17 protein-coding genes are annotated in these 17,886 nt (G+C 71.6%); 13 read left to right on the forward strand and 4 right to left on the reverse strand.

The genetic code is table 11. The features are described 5' to 3' along the window. The first annotated feature begins 3 nt into the window (after positions 1 to 3). The 8 genes from ACWEFJ_RS36325 (at position 4) to ACWEFJ_RS36360 (ending at position 6,505) form a co-directional block, all read left to right on the forward strand. The gene (locus tag ACWEFJ_RS36325; RefSeq protein ID WP_378091904.1) at positions 4 to 978 is read left to right on the forward strand and encodes a ParA family protein; all 975 of its coding nucleotides are present in this window, start codon (positions 4 to 6) and stop codon (positions 976 to 978) included. After that, positions 975 to 1,295 (forward strand): hypothetical protein, encoded by a 321-nt coding sequence (locus ACWEFJ_RS36330; RefSeq protein WP_378091906.1) that lies wholly within the window; start codon positions 975 to 977, stop codon positions 1,293 to 1,295. Before ACWEFJ_RS36325 ends, ACWEFJ_RS36330 begins: the two co-directional genes overlap by 4 nt. Then, the gene (locus ACWEFJ_RS36335; protein WP_449716549.1) at positions 1,292 to 2,161 is read left to right on the forward strand and encodes a segregation and condensation protein A; all 870 of its coding nucleotides are present in this window, start codon (positions 1,292 to 1,294) and stop codon (positions 2,159 to 2,161) included. The genes ACWEFJ_RS36330 and ACWEFJ_RS36335 overlap by 4 nt, the downstream gene beginning before the upstream one ends. After that, the gene (gene scpB / locus ACWEFJ_RS36340; protein WP_378091910.1) at positions 2,158 to 2,841 is read left to right on the forward strand and encodes an SMC-Scp complex subunit ScpB; all 684 of its coding nucleotides are present in this window, start codon (positions 2,158 to 2,160) and stop codon (positions 2,839 to 2,841) included. Before ACWEFJ_RS36335 ends, scpB begins: the two co-directional genes overlap by 4 nt. Beyond that, positions 2,834 to 3,577 carry a pseudouridine synthase gene (locus ACWEFJ_RS36345; protein WP_378091912.1) on the forward strand — a complete coding sequence of 248 codons (744 nt, stop codon included), beginning with the start codon at positions 2,834 to 2,836 and terminating at the stop codon, positions 3,575 to 3,577. Before scpB ends, ACWEFJ_RS36345 begins: the two co-directional genes overlap by 8 nt. A 482-nt stretch (positions 3,578 to 4,059) precedes the next feature. Beyond that, positions 4,060 to 4,827, forward strand: coding sequence for an ABC transporter permease (locus ACWEFJ_RS36350; protein ID WP_378091914.1), 768 nt, complete (start codon positions 4,060 to 4,062; stop codon positions 4,825 to 4,827). Further along, positions 4,824 to 5,627, forward strand: coding sequence for an ABC transporter permease (locus ACWEFJ_RS36355; RefSeq protein ID WP_378091916.1), 804 nt, complete (start codon positions 4,824 to 4,826; stop codon positions 5,625 to 5,627). The genes ACWEFJ_RS36350 and ACWEFJ_RS36355 overlap by 4 nt, the downstream gene beginning before the upstream one ends. Continuing rightward, positions 5,624 to 6,505 (forward strand): ABC transporter ATP-binding protein, encoded by an 882-nt coding sequence (locus ACWEFJ_RS36360; protein WP_378091918.1) that lies wholly within the window; start codon positions 5,624 to 5,626, stop codon positions 6,503 to 6,505. Before ACWEFJ_RS36355 ends, ACWEFJ_RS36360 begins: the two co-directional genes overlap by 4 nt. A gap of 738 nt (positions 6,506 to 7,243) precedes the next feature. On the opposite strand, the gene ACWEFJ_RS36365 is transcribed toward ACWEFJ_RS36360, so the two are convergent. Next, on the reverse strand, positions 7,244 to 8,491 hold the full coding sequence (locus ACWEFJ_RS36365; RefSeq protein WP_378091920.1) for a 4-hydroxybenzoate 3-monooxygenase: 1,248 nt from the start codon (positions 8,489 to 8,491) through the stop codon (positions 7,244 to 7,246). Positions 8,492 to 8,679: 188 nt separating this feature from the next. On the opposite strand from ACWEFJ_RS36365, the gene ACWEFJ_RS36370 reads away from it, so the two are divergent. The 5 genes from ACWEFJ_RS36370 to ACWEFJ_RS36390 all read left to right on the forward strand — a co-directional run bounded on the left by ACWEFJ_RS36370 (position 8,680) and on the right by ACWEFJ_RS36390 (position 14,946). Further along, entirely contained in the window at positions 8,680 to 9,657 is a 978-nt protein-coding gene (locus ACWEFJ_RS36370) for an ABC transporter substrate-binding protein (RefSeq protein WP_378091922.1), read from the forward strand. Positions 9,658 to 10,019: 362 nt separating this feature from the next. After that, on the forward strand, positions 10,020 to 13,061 hold the full coding sequence (locus ACWEFJ_RS36375) for a sensor histidine kinase (RefSeq protein WP_378091924.1): 3,042 nt from the start codon (positions 10,020 to 10,022) through the stop codon (positions 13,059 to 13,061). Next, positions 13,058 to 13,480 carry a roadblock/LC7 domain-containing protein gene (locus ACWEFJ_RS36380; RefSeq protein WP_073890506.1) on the forward strand — a complete coding sequence of 141 codons (423 nt, stop codon included), beginning with the start codon at positions 13,058 to 13,060 and terminating at the stop codon, positions 13,478 to 13,480. The genes ACWEFJ_RS36375 and ACWEFJ_RS36380 overlap by 4 nt, the downstream gene beginning before the upstream one ends. Before the next feature lie 47 nt (positions 13,481 to 13,527). Beyond that, positions 13,528 to 14,124 carry a GTP-binding protein gene (locus ACWEFJ_RS36385; protein WP_378091927.1) on the forward strand — a complete coding sequence of 199 codons (597 nt, stop codon included), beginning with the start codon at positions 13,528 to 13,530 and terminating at the stop codon, positions 14,122 to 14,124. Between the two features lie 69 nt (positions 14,125 to 14,193). Continuing rightward, entirely contained in the window at positions 14,194 to 14,946 is a 753-nt protein-coding gene (locus tag ACWEFJ_RS36390; RefSeq protein ID WP_449716550.1) for a class I SAM-dependent methyltransferase, read from the forward strand. Here ACWEFJ_RS36390 and ACWEFJ_RS36395 read toward each other — a convergent pair. From ACWEFJ_RS36395 to ACWEFJ_RS36405, 3 genes are all read right to left on the reverse strand, one after another. Then, a complete protein-coding gene (locus ACWEFJ_RS36395) occupies positions 14,900 to 16,456 on the reverse strand; it encodes a diguanylate cyclase domain-containing protein (RefSeq protein WP_378091931.1) in 1,557 nt (518 codons plus the stop codon). The genes ACWEFJ_RS36390 and ACWEFJ_RS36395 overlap by 47 nt on opposite strands. A gap of 87 nt (positions 16,457 to 16,543) precedes the next feature. Further along, entirely contained in the window at positions 16,544 to 17,008 is a 465-nt protein-coding gene (locus ACWEFJ_RS36400; RefSeq protein ID WP_378091933.1) for a hypothetical protein, read from the reverse strand. Beyond that, on the reverse strand, positions 16,974 to 17,606 hold the full coding sequence (locus ACWEFJ_RS36405) for an RNA polymerase sigma factor (RefSeq protein WP_378091935.1): 633 nt from the start codon (positions 17,604 to 17,606) through the stop codon (positions 16,974 to 16,976). Before ACWEFJ_RS36405 ends, ACWEFJ_RS36400 begins: the two co-directional genes overlap by 35 nt. Positions 17,607 to 17,886 lie beyond the last annotated feature (280 nt).

Here is a 17,886-nt window from a genome sequence, read left to right on the forward strand (position 1 = left end):
GCGATGTCGACACCGGAACACGCGGGCCACCCGTGGGGCGCACCCCCACCGCCCCCGCCACGGTCCGGTGTGCCGCGCGCCTCGGTCGAGCTGAGCCTCGCCCCGCACGCCGCACCGGCCGACGACGACGCGACCGAGCAGGTCGCGGGCGACATCGGGCCGACCGGCAGGCCCCTGCGCCACGTCGCCGAACCTCCGCTGATCGCCCGGCACGGCCCGGCGAAGATCCTCGCCGTGTGCAACCAGAAGGGCGGGGTCGGCAAGACCACGTCCACCATCAACCTCGGCGCGGCCCTCACCGAGTACGGCCGGCGGGTGCTGCTGGTCGACTTCGACCCCCAGGGCGCGCTGTCGGTCGGCCTGGGGGTGCACCCGCACCAGCTCGACCAGACCATCTACAACGTGATCATGGAGCGCGACGTCGGCGTCGACGACGTGATCATGCGCACCCCGGTCGAGGGCATGGACCTGCTGCCCAGCAACATCGACCTCTCCGCCGCCGAGATCCAGCTCGTGTCCGAGGTGGGCCGGGAGCACACGCTCGTGCGCACGCTGCGGCCCGTCATCGACCACTACGACTACGTGCTGGTGGACTGCCAGCCGTCGCTCGGCCTGCTCACGGTCAACGCCCTGGCGGCGGCCGACGGCGTCCTCATCCCGCTGGAGTGCGAGTTCTTCAGCCTGCGCGGGGTCGCCCTGCTGATAGACACCATCGAGAAGGTCAGGGAGCGGTTGAACCCGAAGCTCGAGATCACCGGCATCCTCGCCACCATGTACGACCCGCGCACCCTGCACTCGCGCGAGGTGATGGCGCGCGTGGTCGAGGCGTTCGGCGACGTCGTGTTCGACACGGTGATCAACCGCACCGTCCGGTTCCCGGAGACGACCGTCGCCGGCGAGCCGATCACCCGCTGGGCGCCGCGCTCGGGGGGCGCGAGGGCGTACCGCGCGTTGGCGCGCGAGGTGATCGCCCGGTGACGCGACGCCCATCGCTGCCGGGCGCGTCCGAGCTGTTCCGCCTCACGACCGGTGCCGCGTCCGCGGACGCCACCACGCCCGACCGGCCCGCCCAACGCCGCGGCACGGGGCGGCAGAAGCACTCCACCAAGATCACCGTGTACGTGTCCGACGAGGAGTTGCTGGCGCTGGAGCACGCGCGGCTCGCGCTGCGCGGCGAGCACGGGCTCGCGGTCGACCGGGGACGCGTGGTGCGCGAGGCCATCGCGATCGTGCTGGACGACCTCGAAGGCCACGGCGACGACTCGCTGCTCGTGCGTAGGTTGCGCGAGCAGTGAGCGGTGACGCGCCGGAGACCGACACCGAGGCGCCCGCGCCGGTCGAGGTCGCGCCGCCCGAGGCCCAGCCCGCGCCCGACGACGGCCGGTTCAAGGTCAAGCTGACCAACTTCGAGGGCCCGTTCGACCTGCTGCTCCAGCTGATCTCGCAGCACACGCTCGACGTGACCGAGGTGGCGTTGCACCAGGTCACCGACGACTTCATCGCCCACATCCGGGCGCTGGGCGACCAGTGGGACCTGGACGAGACCACCGAGTTCCTGGTCATCGCGGCGACCCTGCTCGACCTCAAGGCGGCCCGCCTGCTGCCCGCGGGCGACGTGGAGGACGAGGAGGACCTCGCGCTGCTGGAGGCGCGGGACCTGCTGTTCGCGCGGCTGCTGCAGTACCGGGCGTACAAGCAGGTCGCGGCGCTGTTCGGGGAGCTGGAACGGGGCGCGTACCGGCGCTACCCGCGGTCGGTGGCGCTGGAGCAGCGCTACGAAGGGCTGCTGCCCGAGGTGATGCTCGGCGTGGACGCCCGGCGGTTCGCCGAGATCGCCGCCGCCGTGTTCCGGCCCAAGCCCCCGCCGACGGTGTCCACCTCGCACATCCACCAGCACCGGGTCTCGGTGCGCGAGCACGCCGACCTGCTGCGGGCCCAGCTCGCGGAGGCCGGCACGGCGACGTTCGCCGAGATCATCGCCGAGTGCACGGAGACGATGGAGGTCGTCGCGCGGTTCCTCGCGCTGCTGGAGCTGTACCGGGAGAAGGTGCTGGCGTTCGAGCAGCCGGACCCGCTCGGCGAGCTGCGCATCACGTGGGTCGGCGGGACGATCGAACAGGCGCGGGCACAGGCCCGCGACGAGGACGAGGAGTACGGGTGAGCGACCAGGTCGAGCGGGTCGGGGCGCCGGGGGAACCGCGCACCCCGGCGGACGCGGCGGGGGACCCCGCGCCGGCCCTGTTCCCGACGCCGGAGCCGCCCGCCGACGAGGAGGCCGAGGCGGGCGGCCTGCCCGACCTGTCCGACGACGTCGAGTTCGAGGGCGCGCTGGAGTCGATCCTGCTCGTCGTGGACAGCCCGATCGCCGAGGAGCAGCTCGCCGGCGTGCTGGAGCAGTCCGTGGCACGGGTCACCGCCGCCCTCCACCGGCTGGCCGCCCGGTACACCGAGCAGGGCAGCGGCATCGACCTGCGTAGAATCGGCGACGGCTGGCGGTTCTACACGCGGGACCGCTTCGCGCCATTCGTGGAGAAGCTGCTGCTCGACGGGCAGCGCGCCAAGCTCACCCGGGCCGCGTTGGAGACACTCGCGGTCATCGCCTACCGGCAGCCCGTGACCAGGGCCCGGATCGCGGCGGTGCGCGGGGTGAACGTGGACGGGGTGATCCGCACGCTCGTCGCGCGCGGCCTGATCGCCGAGACGGGCACGGACTCCGACACGGGTGGCATCCTTTACCGCACGACCGAACTGTTCCTGGAGCGGTTGGGGCTGTCGTCGTTGGGCGATCTGCCGCCGATCGCCCCCCTGTTGCCCGAAGTGGATGCGATCGACGATGTCTGACCAGGCCCACCCCGAGGGGATCCGGCTCCAGAAGGTGCTCGCCAAGGCGGGCATCGCCTCGCGGCGGGTCGCCGAGGAGCTGATCGAACTCGGCCGCGTCCAGGTCGACGGCGAGGTGGTCCGCGAGCAGGGCCGCCGCATCGACCCGGACACCGCCGTCGTGCACGTGGACGGCGTGCGCGTGGTGCTGAAGGAAGACGTCGTCACCATCGCGTTCAACAAGCCGCGCGGCGTGCTGTCCACCATGCACGACGACGCGCACCGGCCGTGCGTCGGCGACTACCTGCACCAGCGCAAGGAACGCCTGTTCCACGTCGGCCGGCTCGACGCCGACACCGAGGGCCTGCTGCTGCTGACCAACGACGGCGACCTCGCGCACCGGCTCATGCACCCGTCCTACGAGATCACCAAGACCTACCTGGCCGAGGTGCCCGGCCCGATCCCGAAGGACCTGGGCAAGCGGTTGCGCGCGGGCGTCGAGCTGGAGGACGGCCCGATCGCGGTCGACTCGTTCAAGCTGATCTCGTCCATGCCGGGCAAGGCGCTGGTCGAGGTGGTCCTGCACGAGGGCCGCAAGCACATCGTGCGCCGCCTGCTCGACCACGTCGGCCACCCCGTGCAGAGCCTGGTCCGCACCGCCGTCGGCGACGTGCGGCTGGGCAACCAGCGCCCCGGCTCGATGCGGGTGCTCAACCGGCAGGAAGTCGGCTCCCTCTACAAGGCCGTCGGGCTGTAACCGGGACGGGCGCTCTTCACCGCCGAGCGCCCTCCTGCGGAGCGCTTACCCCGCTCCACCGCCCGCTGCCTCGTGGCGCGGTTCTCCCACAGGTCGGCCCCGGCGTGGGACCTGTCGACGGCGGCGGGCCGGTCACCGCGCTCGCCGTCGGCGGCCGCGTGCTCGCACGCTCGTCGGCGCGGGCGGTTCGGCGCTGCGCTCCCGGGGAACCAACCCGGACGAGGTGGTGTCCCGGATCCGCGCCACCGCCCACCCCGCCGTCATCGGCCGGCGGCCCACGTCCCCGATATGCCCTACGACCCGCCCTGCGCCAACCCCTGATTCCACTCAGCGGAAGGGATTCGGCCGCGCCGGCGCGGTTCGGACGCCCGTTGCAAGATCACATCATGAAGTTTTCCCGCCACTCATTGTGGTGGCGGACTTCTCTCTCTAGATTGAGCCGGGTTGGCTGGGGTTGATCAACTGGGAAGAGGCGTTTGCGCGTGCGTGCGCTCACCCGAGGACTGCTCGGTGTGGCCGGGTTCCTCGTCGTCTGGGAGCTGTTCGGCCGGTCCCGGCTGGTTCCCTCGGAGTACCTGCCACCGCCGTCCGTCGTAGCGGTGGAACTCGTGAAGTTGTTGGGGGATGAGGCTTTCCTGCGGGACGTCCTCGCGACGGTCCTCGCCGTCCTCATCGCCGTGGGGCTGTCCGCCGGGATCGCCGTCCCGCTCGGCCTCGTCCTGGGCAGCGTGGCGTCCGTCCGGCACGCCACCCGCGCGGTGATCGAGTTCCTGCGCCCCATCCCGTCGGTGGCGCTGATCCCGTTGGCGGTGCTGCTGCTGGGCATCGGGCCGGAAACCAAGATCACCCTCGCGGTGTACGCGGCGATCTGGCCCATCCTGTTCAACACCATCTACGCGCTCGACGAGCTCGACCCCCTGCTGGTCGAGACGGCACGCGCGTTCGGCGCGGGCCGGCTGCGCGTGCTGGCGTCCGTGGCGCTGCCCAGCGCGTCGCCGTTCGTGCTGACCGGCATCCGGCTCGCCGCCACGACGAGCCTGGTCGTGATCGTCAGCGTGGAACTGCTCGAAGGCGGCTCCGGCGGCATCGGGCAGTACATCGCGATCGCGCGCAGCGGCGCGGGCCGGATGGACATCGTCCTCGCCGGCACCGTGGTCGCGGGCGTGATCGGCTACGCCCTCAACGAAGGACTGGAACGGGCCCAGCGGCGCTGGGTCGGCTGGAGCTCGGTCACCGGAGGTCGGTCGTGACCCGATTCGTCCAGCGGTGGGCGGTGTTCGCGGGCCTCGTCGTGGTCTGGGAACTGCTCACCTGGTACGCAGACGACACGTTCTTCCCGCCGCCGTCGGAGATCGTCGCGGCGGCGCACGACCTGTGGTTCTCCGGCCCCGCCGGGGACCTGTTCCTCACCGACGCGGTGTTCGAGCACATGCTGCCGAGCATCGGCCGGTTGCTCGCCGGGTGGGGCATCGCCGCCGTGCTCGGCATCTCGCTCGGCGTCGCGCTCGGCCGTTCCGCGACGGCCACCGAGTACGTCGGGCCCCTGCTGACGTTCATGCGCTCGATCCCGCCGCCGCTGCTGGTGCCGGTGTTCCTGCTCGTGTTCAGCGTCGGCACCCGGATGCAGCTCGCCACGATCGTCTTCGGCGTGCTGTGGCCGATCCTGCTCAACACCGTCGACGGAGCCCGCTCCGTCGACGCCACGAAGTTCGAGACCTCGGCGGTGTTCCGCATCCCCAAGCCACAGTGGATCCTCGGTGTCGTCCTGCCTTCCGCGGCGCCGAAGATCTTCGCCGGGTTGCGGGTCTCCCTGTCGCTGTCGCTGGTGCTCATGGTCGTCTCCGAACTGGTCGGAACCGACAACGGGATCGGGTCGCAACTCCTCGTCGCACAGCGGGAGTTCGACTTCCCCGACATGTGGGCCGGGATCATCCTGCTGGGTGTCCTCGGCTACGCCCTCAACACCGTGCTCCTCGCCTTCGAGCGCAAAGCCCTTGCGTGGCAACCGAAGCAGGAGCGCACCCCCGCGACGGTGGAGGAAAAAGTATGACCGCGATGCTCGAAGTGGCCGACCTCGGCCACACGTACCAGGCGAAGGACGGCGCGCACACCGCGATCGCCGACCTGTCGTTCACCGTCGGCACCGGCGAGCTGGTCTGCGTGGTCGGCCCGTCCGGCTGCGGCAAGTCCACGCTGCTGCGCACCATCTCCGGCCTGATCCGCCCGACCCGCGGCGAGATCAGCCTGCACGGCAACGAGGTCCGGGGCGTGCCCGACGACCTGGCCGTGGTGTTCCAGGACTACAGCCGCTCGCTGTTCCCCTGGTTGACGGTGCAGAAGAACGTCGAGTTCCCGCTGCGCCGCAGCCTCGGTCGCGCCGAGCGCCGCGCCCGCGCGGCCGAGGCGCTGGAGTGGGTCGGCCTGTCGGCGGCGGGGCGCAAGTACCCGTGGCAGCTCTCCGGCGGCATGCAGCAGCGCGTCGCCATCGCCCGCGCGCTGGCCTACCGGCCCGCGCTGCTGCTGATGGACGAGCCGTTCGCGTCGGTGGACGCGCAGACCCGGTTCGAGCTGGAGGACCTGCTGCTGAAGGTGCGCACCGAGCAGGACACCACGGTGCTCGTGGTGACGCACGACATCGACGAAAGCGTCTACCTCGGCGACCGGATCCTCGTGCTGTCCACGTCGCCCGCCTCGGTGGTGGCCGACCTGAAGGTGGACCTGCCCGCGCAGCGGGACCAGATCACCACGCGCGAGTCCGAGGCGTTCGTCGCGCTGCGGGCGGAGGTCGCGCGGCTGCTGAACGTCGGCAAGACCTCGGAGGAGGTCCGGGCGCGGCGGTTGGCGAACGAGCAGCAGGCGGCGAAGTGGGCCGAGGCGGAGCGGGCGGAGGTCTCGCGGGCCGAGGCCGAGGAGCGCGCCACGACCTGATCACCCTCCCGGTAAGCCCCTGGCACGTGCGACGGGCGACCCGCGGCTCGACGGCCCTCCCGGGCCGGCGACGCGGGTCGCCCGTTGTCGTTGTGGCGGACGGGTTTCCGGGCGGCGTACGGGGCGCTGAGCGCGTCCGTGAGGGGTGGGACCCGGGGCCGTGGGCGGGGACGCCCGCAGAGCGCCGACGAGCGGCCCTGGGGCGTGTGCCGGGGCCTGGTCGGGTCGGCCCGGACGGCCGTCGCGGACCGGGGATCACGCCGGTTCACCGCCGCGATTCGACGGTGGTCGTTCGCAACGATTCGACATCGGTCCGGGCCGGAAATTGATCAACCGCCACCGCCGGGTGATCAGCGTGCGGTCATTGACCGATTACCCGGCGTGGCGCCGGCCGGGGTCTTGTCGGCCGTGCCGCGGTCATTCCATCGGGAATTCCTATGGGGTCCGGCCGCCGTCGGCCCGCCCCCTCGCGGCGCGCGACGGGGTCCACGGGGTGGAATCGGCGGCGAATGCAGTGCGATTCCCGTGCGCCGGGGTGTCGGATTCGGCGTCGGCCCCGATTCTTCCGGGGGCTGCGGCCGTCGCCTGTTCTCCGAGTGCGGCCATTGCCTTGTTCTCCGGGACGGGCACAACGCGTGCCGTGGCGGAGAACAAGGCTCCGGCTTTCCGCTCTCAGTGCCGGGTGATCGCGCGGACGTCGCCGCGGGGAACGGCCCGGCTAATCGTAAGTTGGTTTTCTCAAGGCCCTACGTAGTTTTGCGCGAAATAGCCCGCCGACGACCCGGAGGCGATGAGGTGTTCGAGTCGGGCCTGGCCCAACCGGCTCAGGAACGGCTCCGGCGAACGGTGGATCATGAACACCATCCACTGCGAGAACTCCTGCGCACGCCACACGCGTCGCAGGCACACCTCGGAGTAGCTCCGCAGGCCCGTCTCATCACCCGTTCGGTGGTACCGAGTCAGGGCGTCGGCCAGCACCTCGGCGTCGTGCAACGCGAGGTTCATTCCCTTTGCCCCCACCGGGGTGATGATGTGCGCGGCGTCGCCGAGGAGGTACAGCCGGCCGTGGTTCATTGGTTCGACCACGTGGCTGCGCATGTCCAGGATGCGCTTCTCGACGATGCGGCCCTCCGTCAACTTCCAGTCGGAGTCCCGTAGTGCCAACCGCTTGTGCAGCTCCGCCCACACCCGCTCGTCGGGCCAGTTGTCGACCGTGTCGTCCACGGGGACCTGGAGGTAGTAGCGCGAAACCGTGGAACTGCGGAGCATGTGCCCCGCGAATCCATCCGGGTGAAGCGCGTAAATCACCTTGTGGGTGGATGGCGGGGCCTCCGCCAGGATGCTCAGCCACTCGATGCCGTGCTGGTGGCTGAACTCCTGCACCGCGCCCGCCGGGATGCTGCGCCGGGTCACGCCGTGGAAGCCGTCCGCGCCCGCGATGAACGAGCAGTCGAGCCGCTCCCGCGTGCCGTCGGCGTTGGTCCAGGTCAGAGCCGGTTCCGGACCTTCGATGTCGTGCAGTTCGACGTCCGTGACGGACCACCGCACGTCGCCGCCGCGCTCGTCCGCGTAGTGCCGCACGAGGTCCTGGACGACCTCCTGCTGCGGGTAGATGTAGTGCGTCTGGCCGTCGTACAGGGTGGCGTAGTCCACCTCGTACGCCTGGCCGTTCACCCGGAACTCGCACGCCCCGTGCCTGTCCGCCTCTCGGAGCAACCGGTCCGCGAGCCCGTGCTCCGTCAACATCTGCACCGCGCGGTGCTCCAGGACCCCGGCGCGCGGCCGGTTCTCGATGTACTCCCGGGTGCCTTTTTCCAGCACCACGCAGGGGATTCCGGCCTCGCGGAGCAGGTTCCCCAACGTCAATCCCGCCGGGCCCGCTCCGACGATGCCCACGGGACGCCGGTTGCTCTGTACGGCCCATTCCGCGTCAAGATCGCTCACCGCATACCCCAACCTCTGGACAGCCTGTGCAAAGATGCTCACCGAAGGTAGTGGATCAGCCTTCGAGTGTCGGTCGACTGGGGTCTTGCCGAGCCACTCGTGTCACTTTGAGTGGTTCCGCAGCGCCTCCGTCGCCCGTGCATCCTGCCCCCGCAAAGTCGTCACTCCAACAGGAGATGCCCCCCATGACTCGAAGAGTCGGCCTCTCGGCACGAAGGATCTTCGGTGTAGTGTCCGCTGTCGCGATGCTCGCCGTGGTCTCCGCCTGCGGTGCGCTCGGTGGTTCCGAGGAGAAGCCCACCGAAGCCGCGGCACCGGGCAAGGTCGAAAAGGCCAAGATCACCCTTGGCCTGCTCCCCATCCTGGACGTGGCGTCGGTCCACGTCGCGATCAAGAAGGGCTACTTCAAGGAGGAGGGCCTCGAGGTCGACGCCAAGATCATCCAGGGTGGCGCCGCGGCCATCCCGGGCCTGATCAACGGCGAGCTGGACATCTCGTTCGGCAACTGGGTCTCGTTCTTCGGCGCCGAGGCGAAGGAGGCCGCCAAGAGCGTCGACGGCCTGAAGCTGGTCAGCGACGGGTACCAGGCCAAGCCGGAGATGTTCCTGATCCTCGCCAAGGCGGACTCCCCGATCAAGTCGCCGAAGGACCTCGAGGGCAAGACCATCGCGATCAACACGTTCCGGAACATCGCCGAGCTGACCGCGAAGGCGACGCTGGAGGCCAACGACGTCGACCCCGCCAAGGTCACGTTCAAGGAGTTCCCGTTCCCGGACATGGAGGCCGCGGTGCAGAACGGCACCGTCGACGCCGCCTTCATGGTCGAGCCGTTCATCAGCCGCGCCCAGCGCGCGAGCGGCCAGATCACGGTGCTCGACGCCGCGTCCGGCCCGACGGCCGACATCCCGATCGCGGGCTACGCCACGACCGGGAAGTTCGTGAAGGAGAACCCCAACACCGTCGCCGCGTTCCAGCGCGCGATGGCCAAGGGCCAGCGCGACGCGGCCGACCGGCCCACGGTCGAGCCGCTCCTGGTGGAGTACGCCAAGGTCGACAAGGAAACCGCCAGCCTCGTGCACTTCGGCGAGTTCCCGACCACGCTGGACGCCACCCGCCTGCAGCGCGTGGCGGGCCTGATGCGAACCTACGGCTTGCTGGAGAAGGACTTCGACGTCAAGCCGATGTTGGTCACCCAGTCGGGTAGCTGATCTCGACGGGGGGAGCCTGTCGCCGGGCTCCCCCCGCTCGGGGTGTTTCCCGTTCGGGTCGAGGGTGTGAAAAAGCCATGAACGCCGGTTAGCGATCGTTTAGCGCGTCCCGCCGTGGTGCGCGCGACAATGGTTGATTGGCAAACTACCGGCTGTCTCGTCCGAACGGCGGTATGACTCGGCGGATTTTTCCACCAAGATCCACCGGGTTTGTAGGGATGTGTCGTTTCACCGGGCTGGGGAGTGTGCTGACGGTGCGCGGTCACGACGACCACGCCTCCGGGAGAGATCCGGAGCGGATTCAACTCGACACGGGTGCGGCCGGGAGCGGTCCGCCCGACTCGGGTCCCGGCACAGGCGCCGTGCCCGCCGACCGGGGGATTTCCCGGTGGCGCCTGCGGAACTGGCGCCTGCGCAGCAAGCTCGCCGTGGTGCTCCTGGTGCCCGCGCTGAGCACGCTGGCCCTCGCCGGGTTGAGGTTGAACACGCAGCTCGACGACGTGGAGCTGTTCGGCCAGGTGCAGCGCGAGCTGCAGCTGTCCGCCCAGGTGGCCGCGGTCTCCGACGCGTTGCAGCTGGAGCGCGACGCCGCGGTCTGGTACGTGGCGGGCGGCCGCGGCGAGAACCTGCCCGAGCTGCAGACGCGGTCGGGCAAGGTGGACGCCGAGGTCGGCAGGCTGCGCGACGTCGCCGCCACCACGACCGGCGTCGACGACGCGGTGCGGGAGGCGTTCCAGAAGTCGTTGCAGTCGCTGGACGGCCTCAACGCGCTGCGGAACACGGTGACCACCACCAAGTACCCCGACATCTCGGTGCACAGCGCCTACGGCCAGGTGCTGGCCGCGCTGTCCCAGGTGCACCGCGCCACCGCGAGCAGCCTGAGCCACGAGACGATCACGCCGCTGGCGGGCGCCAACCTCGCGCTGTACTCGGCGAAGGAGCAGCTCTCCCAGCAGAACTCGATCCTGCTGGCGACGGCCAAGCGCGGCGAGTTCGCGCCCGGCCAGGCCAACGCGCTGCGCGCCGCGCAGTCCAGGTTGGACGCGGCGCTCACCGACTTCGCCAACACCGCGAGCCAGGACAACCGGCAGCTGCTGTCGGACACCGTGTCCGGCACGGCGGTCGACGCCCGCAACAGCCTGGTGCAGCTCGCGCTCGTGCAGCAGGACGACGCGGGCAAGGTGTCCATCTCGGACACCGACGTGATGGCGGTCGGCGAGGAGACCGCGGCGCTGCTGCGCGAGGTGTCGCAGGACATCGAGCGGCAGGCCGACCAGGCGTCGATCGACCTCACCGAGGCGGCCCGCGCGTCCGCCTGGCGCGACGCGGCGCTCGTCGCCGTGGCCCTGGTGATCGCGTTCGCCCTCATGGCGTTCGTCGCCCGCTCCATGCTGACCCCGCTGCGCCTGCTGCGCCGCACCGCGCTCGACGTGGCCCGCAACCGCCTGCCGGACGCGATCAAGCGGATCCGGACGCACCGCGACCCGGCCCGGGCCGCGGAGGAGGCGTTGGTGCCGGTGCCGATCAACACCACCGAGGAGGTCGGCCAGGTGGCGCGGGCGTTCGACGCCGTGCAGCGCGAAGCCGTCCGCCTCGCGGTCGAGCAGGTGGCGCTGCGCGCGAACGTCAACGACATGTTCATCAACCTGTCCCGGCGCTCGCAGGCGCTGGTCGAGCGGCAGATCACCGTCATCGACCGGCTGGAGCAGGACGAGCAGGACCCCGACCAGCTCGCCAGCCTCTTCGAGCTGGACCACCTGGCCACCCAGATGCGCCGCAACAGCGAGAACCTGCTGGTGCTCTCCGGCACCACGGTCAACCGCCGCGTCACCCGGCCGGTGCCGATCTCCGAGGTGCTGGGCGCCGCGGTGTCCGAGGTCGAGAAGTACGCGCGCATCCAGATCGCGCCCGCGCCGGAGCTGAAGGTGCAGGGCCGCGTGGTCAACGACCTCGCGCACCTCATCGCCGAGCTGCTGGACAACGCGACCGCGTTCTCCAAGCCCACCACCAAGGTGACCGTGCGGGCCATCGAGACCCGGCGCGGCGAGGTGTCCATCCGCATCCACGACCGCGGTGTCGGCATGCAGGAGCAGGACGTCATCGAGGCCAACACCAAGCTCGCCGACCCGCCCGAGGTCGACGTGTCCGTGGCCCGCGAGATGGGCCTGTACGTGGTCGGCCAGCTCGCCAAGCGGCACAACATCCGGGTCACGCTGAGCAACAACGACGACATAGAGGGCGGCGTCACGGCCCAGGTCGTGCTCCCGGTCGACCTGCTGCACCGCGGCCCCGAGCCGTTGCAGCCCAAGCCCGTGCCCGCGGCCCTGCCGCAGCGCCAGGTCGCGCCGCAGCTCGAGGACAGCGGCGTCGGCGTGCTGGCGGGCGTGCCCAAGTGGACGCCGGAGGTCGCGCCCGGCGGCTACGCGCCGCTGGAGCTGCCCGCCACGACCGGTCCGCAGGTCGTGCACACGCACGAGGTCGAGCCCGGCGGGTTCTTCCAGGTCGAGCAGACCCCGGTGGACGACCTGTTCACCGCCACCGTGACCGAGACCCTGCCGCCGCCCGGCGACGAGGTCCCGGACTACTCCTACCCGCCGGCCGCCGCGGCGCCCGCGCCCGCCCCGGCCGTGGTCGAAGAGGAGGACGACGCGTCCACCCAGCGGTTGCCGATCTACGAGGACGTCCTGTCGCGCTGGTTCCAGGGCGGCGAGCCCGACGGCGTGCTGCGCGGCGAGTTCGCCGACCAGCCGCAGGCCGCCGCGCCGCCGGAGACGGCGTCCGAGAAGACGATGTTCGCCGACCGGGCCGAGCTGATGGGCTCCGACGGCGGCGCGGGGCACGAGGGCACCGCCTCCGAGCAGACCGCGTACACCGACCGGTCCGACCTGATCGCGCCGTCGCCCGCGCCGGCCAGGCCGACGCCGCCCGCGCCGCGCGGCAGCACGCCCGCCGGGCTGCCCAAGCGCGAGCCCGCGCCGTCCGCGATCCCGTCGTCCGGCGCGTCGGCGCCCGGCTGGGGCGCCGCGGCCGACGACAGCTGGACGGCCGCCACCAGTGCGCTCAAGGCCCCGGTGGACGACACGACCACCGCGGGCCTGCCCAAGCGCGTCCCCAAGGCGCGCCTGATGCCGGGCTCGCTCAGCGCGCCCGCACCACGCGGAGGCGCCGCGCCCGCGTCGGCGCAGCCGTCCGCGAACGGGGCCACGCCGGCCGGCGTGGCGACCGCCGCGCCGCCGCGCCGGTCGGCCGACCGGTTGCGCCAGCGCTTCGCCACCTACCAACGCGGCGTTCAGCTCGGCCGCCAGTCCGGCGACGAGGCCGGTCTGCCGTGGGAAGGCTTGTCGTTCGGCAACGAGGACAACTCCGCCGCCCGGAGCGGCGATCAGACCAAGGAGCAGAAGTGACCACCGCAACCGAGGAACTCGACAACTTCAGTTGGCTGGTCGATGACTTCGTCGCCCGGGTCGCGGGCGTCGCGCACGCGATCGTGGTGTCCGCGGACGGCTTGTTGCTCGCCTCGTCGGAGCGGTTGCCGATCGACCGCGCCGAGCAACTCGCCGCCGTCGCGTCGGGTCTGGTGAGCCTGAACCTGGGCGCGGCGCGGTGCTTCGAGGCGGGTGACGTCAAGCAGACCGTGGTGGAGATGGAACGGGGCTACCTGTTCCTGATGTCCATCAGCGACGGCTCGTGCCTGGCCGTGCTGGCCGCCCCCAACTGCGACATCGGCCTCATCGGCTACGCGATGACGCGGCTGGTCGAGCGGGTCGGCGTGCAGCTCACCCCGGAGATCCGCTCGCAGCTGCACGTCGCCATGCGCGGCTGAGGTCCCACCACCCGGCGAGGTCCTACTACTAGGGAAAGCAGAGCAACATGAGCGGTGGCGCTCCCGGACGGCCGGGGTCACCCGCGGCGAGCCTGACCGTCACGTCGACGAAGATCGTGGTGGCCGGCGGGTTCGGCGTCGGCAAGACGACCTTCGTCGGGTCCGTGTCGGAAATCGTGCCGCTGACCACCGAGGCGGTCATGACCGAGGCCAGCGTCGGCGTGGACGACCTGACGGCCACCCCCAACAAGATGACCACCACGGTGGCCATGGACTTCGGCCGGGTGTCGCTGGACCAGGACCTGATCCTGTACCTGTTCGGCACACCGGGCCAGCACCGGTTCTGGTTCATGTGGGACGACCTGGTGCGGGGCGCGATCGGCGCGGTCGTGCTGGTCGACACCCGCCGGCTGTCCGACGCGTTCGCCTCGATCGACTTCTTCGAGGACCGCGAGCTGCCGTACGTGGTGGGCGTGAACTGCTTCGACGGCCTGCTGCACCACCGCATCGAGGACATCCGGGAGGCGCTGACGATCGACGAGTCGGTGCCGATCGTGCCCTGCGACGCGCGCAACCGGCAGTCGACCAAGCAGACGTTGATCACGTTGGTGCAGCACGCGATGCGGCAGCCGACGTTCGCCTGACGGGACACCACGGAGGCCGCGACCGGAAATCCGGTCGCGGCCTCCGTCGTGCGGGGCCACACTCGGGCGATGGCCGACTCCTTCGAGGACCCGGACCTCGCCGCCTACTACGACGTGATCAACTCCTCGCGCGCCGACACCGACTTCTACCTGGACCTGGTGCTCGACGCCGACGCGGTGCTGGACGTCGGCTGCGGCACGGGCGCGCTGCTGATCGAGGCGCGCGCGGCCGGGCACCGCGGCCGGCTGGTCGGGCTCGACCCGGCGCGGGGCATGCTCGCGCAGGCGCGTCGCGCCGACGACGTGGAGTGGGTGCTCGGCGACCTCGGCACGGTGTCGTTCGACGCCGGGTTCGACCTGGTCGTCATGACCGGGCACGTGTTCCAGGTCTTCCTCACCGACGAGCGGGTCCGCGAGCAGTTCACCGCCGTCCGCGCGGCCCTCGCGCCGGGCGGGCGGTTCGCGTTCGAGACCCGCAACCCCGGCGCGCGGGCGTGGGAGCGCTGGACGCCCGAGCACGGCGTGGACGTCGTCGGCGCGCACGGCGAACGGGTCCGGGTCGAGCACCGGGTGGAGAGCGTGGTGGACGGGGTGGTGACGATGACCGAGACGTTCAGCTGCCCGGACTGGCCCGAGCCCCGCGTCGACCGGGGCTCCCTGCGGTTCCTGCCGGCGGACCGGCTCGACGCGTTGCTGCGCGAGACCGGGTTCGAGGTGGCGGAGCGCTACGGCGACTGGGACCGCTCGCCGTTCACCGCCACCAGCCGCGAGATCATCACGATCGCACGACCAGGTCCGCCTCCGGCAGCCCGCCGTCGCTGACGACGAGCGCCCCGGCGGCCCGCACCAGCGGCAGCACCGCGGCGAACGCCTTGTGCGCCAACGCTTCCGCCGGCGGCGCGACCGGCATCACGCCGTGCAGCCCGTGACGCTCCACGGCGGACAGTTCCGGCAGGGCGAACGTGACGTCGTGCAGCAGCAGGCGGATCCCCATGTCCCGCAACGAGGTCAGGTTGTCCTCCACCGCGTCGAGGTCCTCGGCGTGGGCCGGCGAGGTCAGGCACCGCGCGGACAGGCTCAGCCACAGCCGCTCCGGCGGCAGCCCGGAGGCGCGCAACGCGTCGGCGACCGGCGCGGTGAGGTCCGGGTCGCGCGACTGGTCCGGCGACAACCGCACCACGACCGGCAGCTCCTCCGCCGCCGCGAAACCGCACGCCTCCTCCAGCACCCACTCCGCGAGCTGGCCGCTCAACCCCAGCTCGTCGGCGAACCGCAGGCACTCCTCGTGCGACACCGGCCCGTACTCCGCCTCGTGCCACCGCAGCCGCGCCGCCACCGCGACCCGGTCACCGCCCGGCCCCGTCACGGGCAGGTAGTCCAGCGCGATCTCACCGTTCTGCAACGCGCCCGGCATGGTCGCGATCAACGACAGCCTGGTGCGGTCGCGGGCGTCCCGCCCCTCGTCGTAGACGCCCCACTGGCCCTTGCCGCCGGTCTCCGCGCGGCGCAGCGTGCTGTGCGCCTGGCGCAGCAACGCCATCGCGTCCGACCCGCGGGCCGACGTGCGGACGAAGCCCATGCCCGCGGACACGCCCACGCCGTGCCCGGCCAGGCTCACCGGCTCCACCAGCGCAGCCTCGATCGCCTCGGCCAGCGCGGAGATCCCGGGCGTGGTGGGCGAGTCCTCGATCAGCACCACGAACTCGTCGCCGCCGATGCGGGCCACCGTCGCGCTCTCGCCGGCCACGACCTCGGTCAGCCGCCGTGCCACCACCTTCAGCAGCTCGTCGCCCGCCTCGTAGCCGAGGCCGTCGTTGACGATGGCGACGCTGTCCACGTCCAGGTAGATCAACGTGATCGAGCCCGGCCGGCTCAGCACCTGCTCCAGCTTCGGCAGGAAGCTCTGCCGGTTCGGCAGGCCGGTCAGCACGTCGTGCAGCGACTGGTGGCGCAGGTAGTCCCGCAGCACCCGCTGCTCGGTGGTGTCCTCGACCACGGCGACGTGCCAGCGGGGCCGCCGGTCGGCGTCGCGCACCACCGACAGCGCCACCGTCGCCCACACCGGGTCGCCCGCCTCGTCGGTGAACCGCCGCTGCACCCGCACCGAGTCCGCGGTCAGCGGCGTCGCGCCGAACAGGGTGGCGAGGTCGGCGGGCCGCAGCATCGCCTCCAGCGCCGGGTTCGCGCCGACCAGCGCGCCGTCCCCGTCGAAGATCGCGATGCCCGCCGTGGACCCGAGGAAGACCTGCCGGAACAGCTCCGGCAGCGCCCACGCCTCGACCGCCGCGGGTGGGGTTCCCTCGGCCGGGGTCACGCGGGCGGGCTCGGTCATGTGGGGGCGGCGGCGGTGGGGTGAAGATCAGGTCAGGGTGAATCTTCCGGACCGGCGGCCACCGCCGTCAAGGTTTACCGGATCGGGTTACACGCAGACCCACTCCGTCAGCACCGTCGTGCCGGCGACCTCGCAGCGCAATCGGATCGGCCCCGGCGGCGGCGGGCCGAGCAGGAACATGCCCAGCTCGTCCAGCTCCGCCTCCTCCACCGGTCCCGTCGCCCGCAGCAGCACCACCCGGCCCGGCCCCGCGGGCAGCACCTGGCCCGCGACGCCCGCCTCGGTCACCTCCACCTGCACGGACACGCCCTCGGCGTCGAACACCAGCTGCCGCGCCGTCTGCGCCGCCCGCGCCCGCGTCGTGAGCCCCGGGTCGAGGACGGAGTCGTAGCTGGTCAGCGCCAGCAACTCGGCGTCGACCGTGCGCCACGTGTACGCCGCCCGCGCCGCCTCCAGCAGGTGCGCGGGCACGTCCCGCTCCTCCGCCAGGGCCTCGCCCAGCTCGCGGAGCAGCACCTCATCGCTTTCCCACCCCGGATCGTCCTTCAACACCGACCACACCTCCTCCGCCCACCGGCCGCGGCTCGACCAGCCTCAGCACCGCGGGAGTCTTGCGCAACTTCTCCAGGCACCTGATCCGGGTGGGCCCGATGCTGCCCACCGGCATCGCCAGCTCCTCGCCGACCTCGGCGTAGCTCGGCGGCGGGTCGGCCATGAGCCTCGCCAGCAGCTCGCGGCACTGCTCGGGCAGCGAGCGGAAGCCCTCGCGCAGCGCCTGCCGCCGCTGCGCGGCCTCCATCTCCTCGTCCAGGTCCGCCACCGCGTCGTCCGGGCTCGCCGGCTCGTCCTCCGACTGCGGGTCGAACGGCTGCGTGCGCTGCTGCGCCCGCAGCACGCGCAGGCACTCGTTGCGGGTGGTCGTGGCGATCCAACCGGGCAGCGCGTCCGCCTCGCGGAGCCTGCCGACCTGCTCCACCAGGCGCAACCACACGGTCTGGTGCACGTCCGCCGCATCCGCGGGGCGCAACCGGTGCCGGTGCACCACCGCCAGCACCAAGGGCGTGTAACGCTCGACGATCTCGTTCCACGCGCCTTGATCGCCCTCCGCCGCCGCGCTCACCAGCTCGGCGATCGGCGATGCAGGGCTCACGTCCCCTCCTCTGGTCCAGGGGGTGCCGCGCCTCCGCACCGGACCCCGCCGGCGCGGACCCCTGCCGGGCCACGGACTGCACACTTCTCGCCACACACTACGGAGCTTCGAGCGCCGCGTCAGATACAGAGTCGAACTGCGCCGCTGTGTTGGATTGCGCCGCCTCCGGCGTCGCGGGCGAGGTCGCCTGAGAGTCGACCGTTCGCGCCCTGATCCCCGGCGATCGAAAAGCGTGATCGCCGGGGACCGCCACCACCCGGTCGGGGAATGCGCGGGAGGG

Source organism: Actinosynnema sp. NPDC004786 (genome assembly GCF_053601135.1).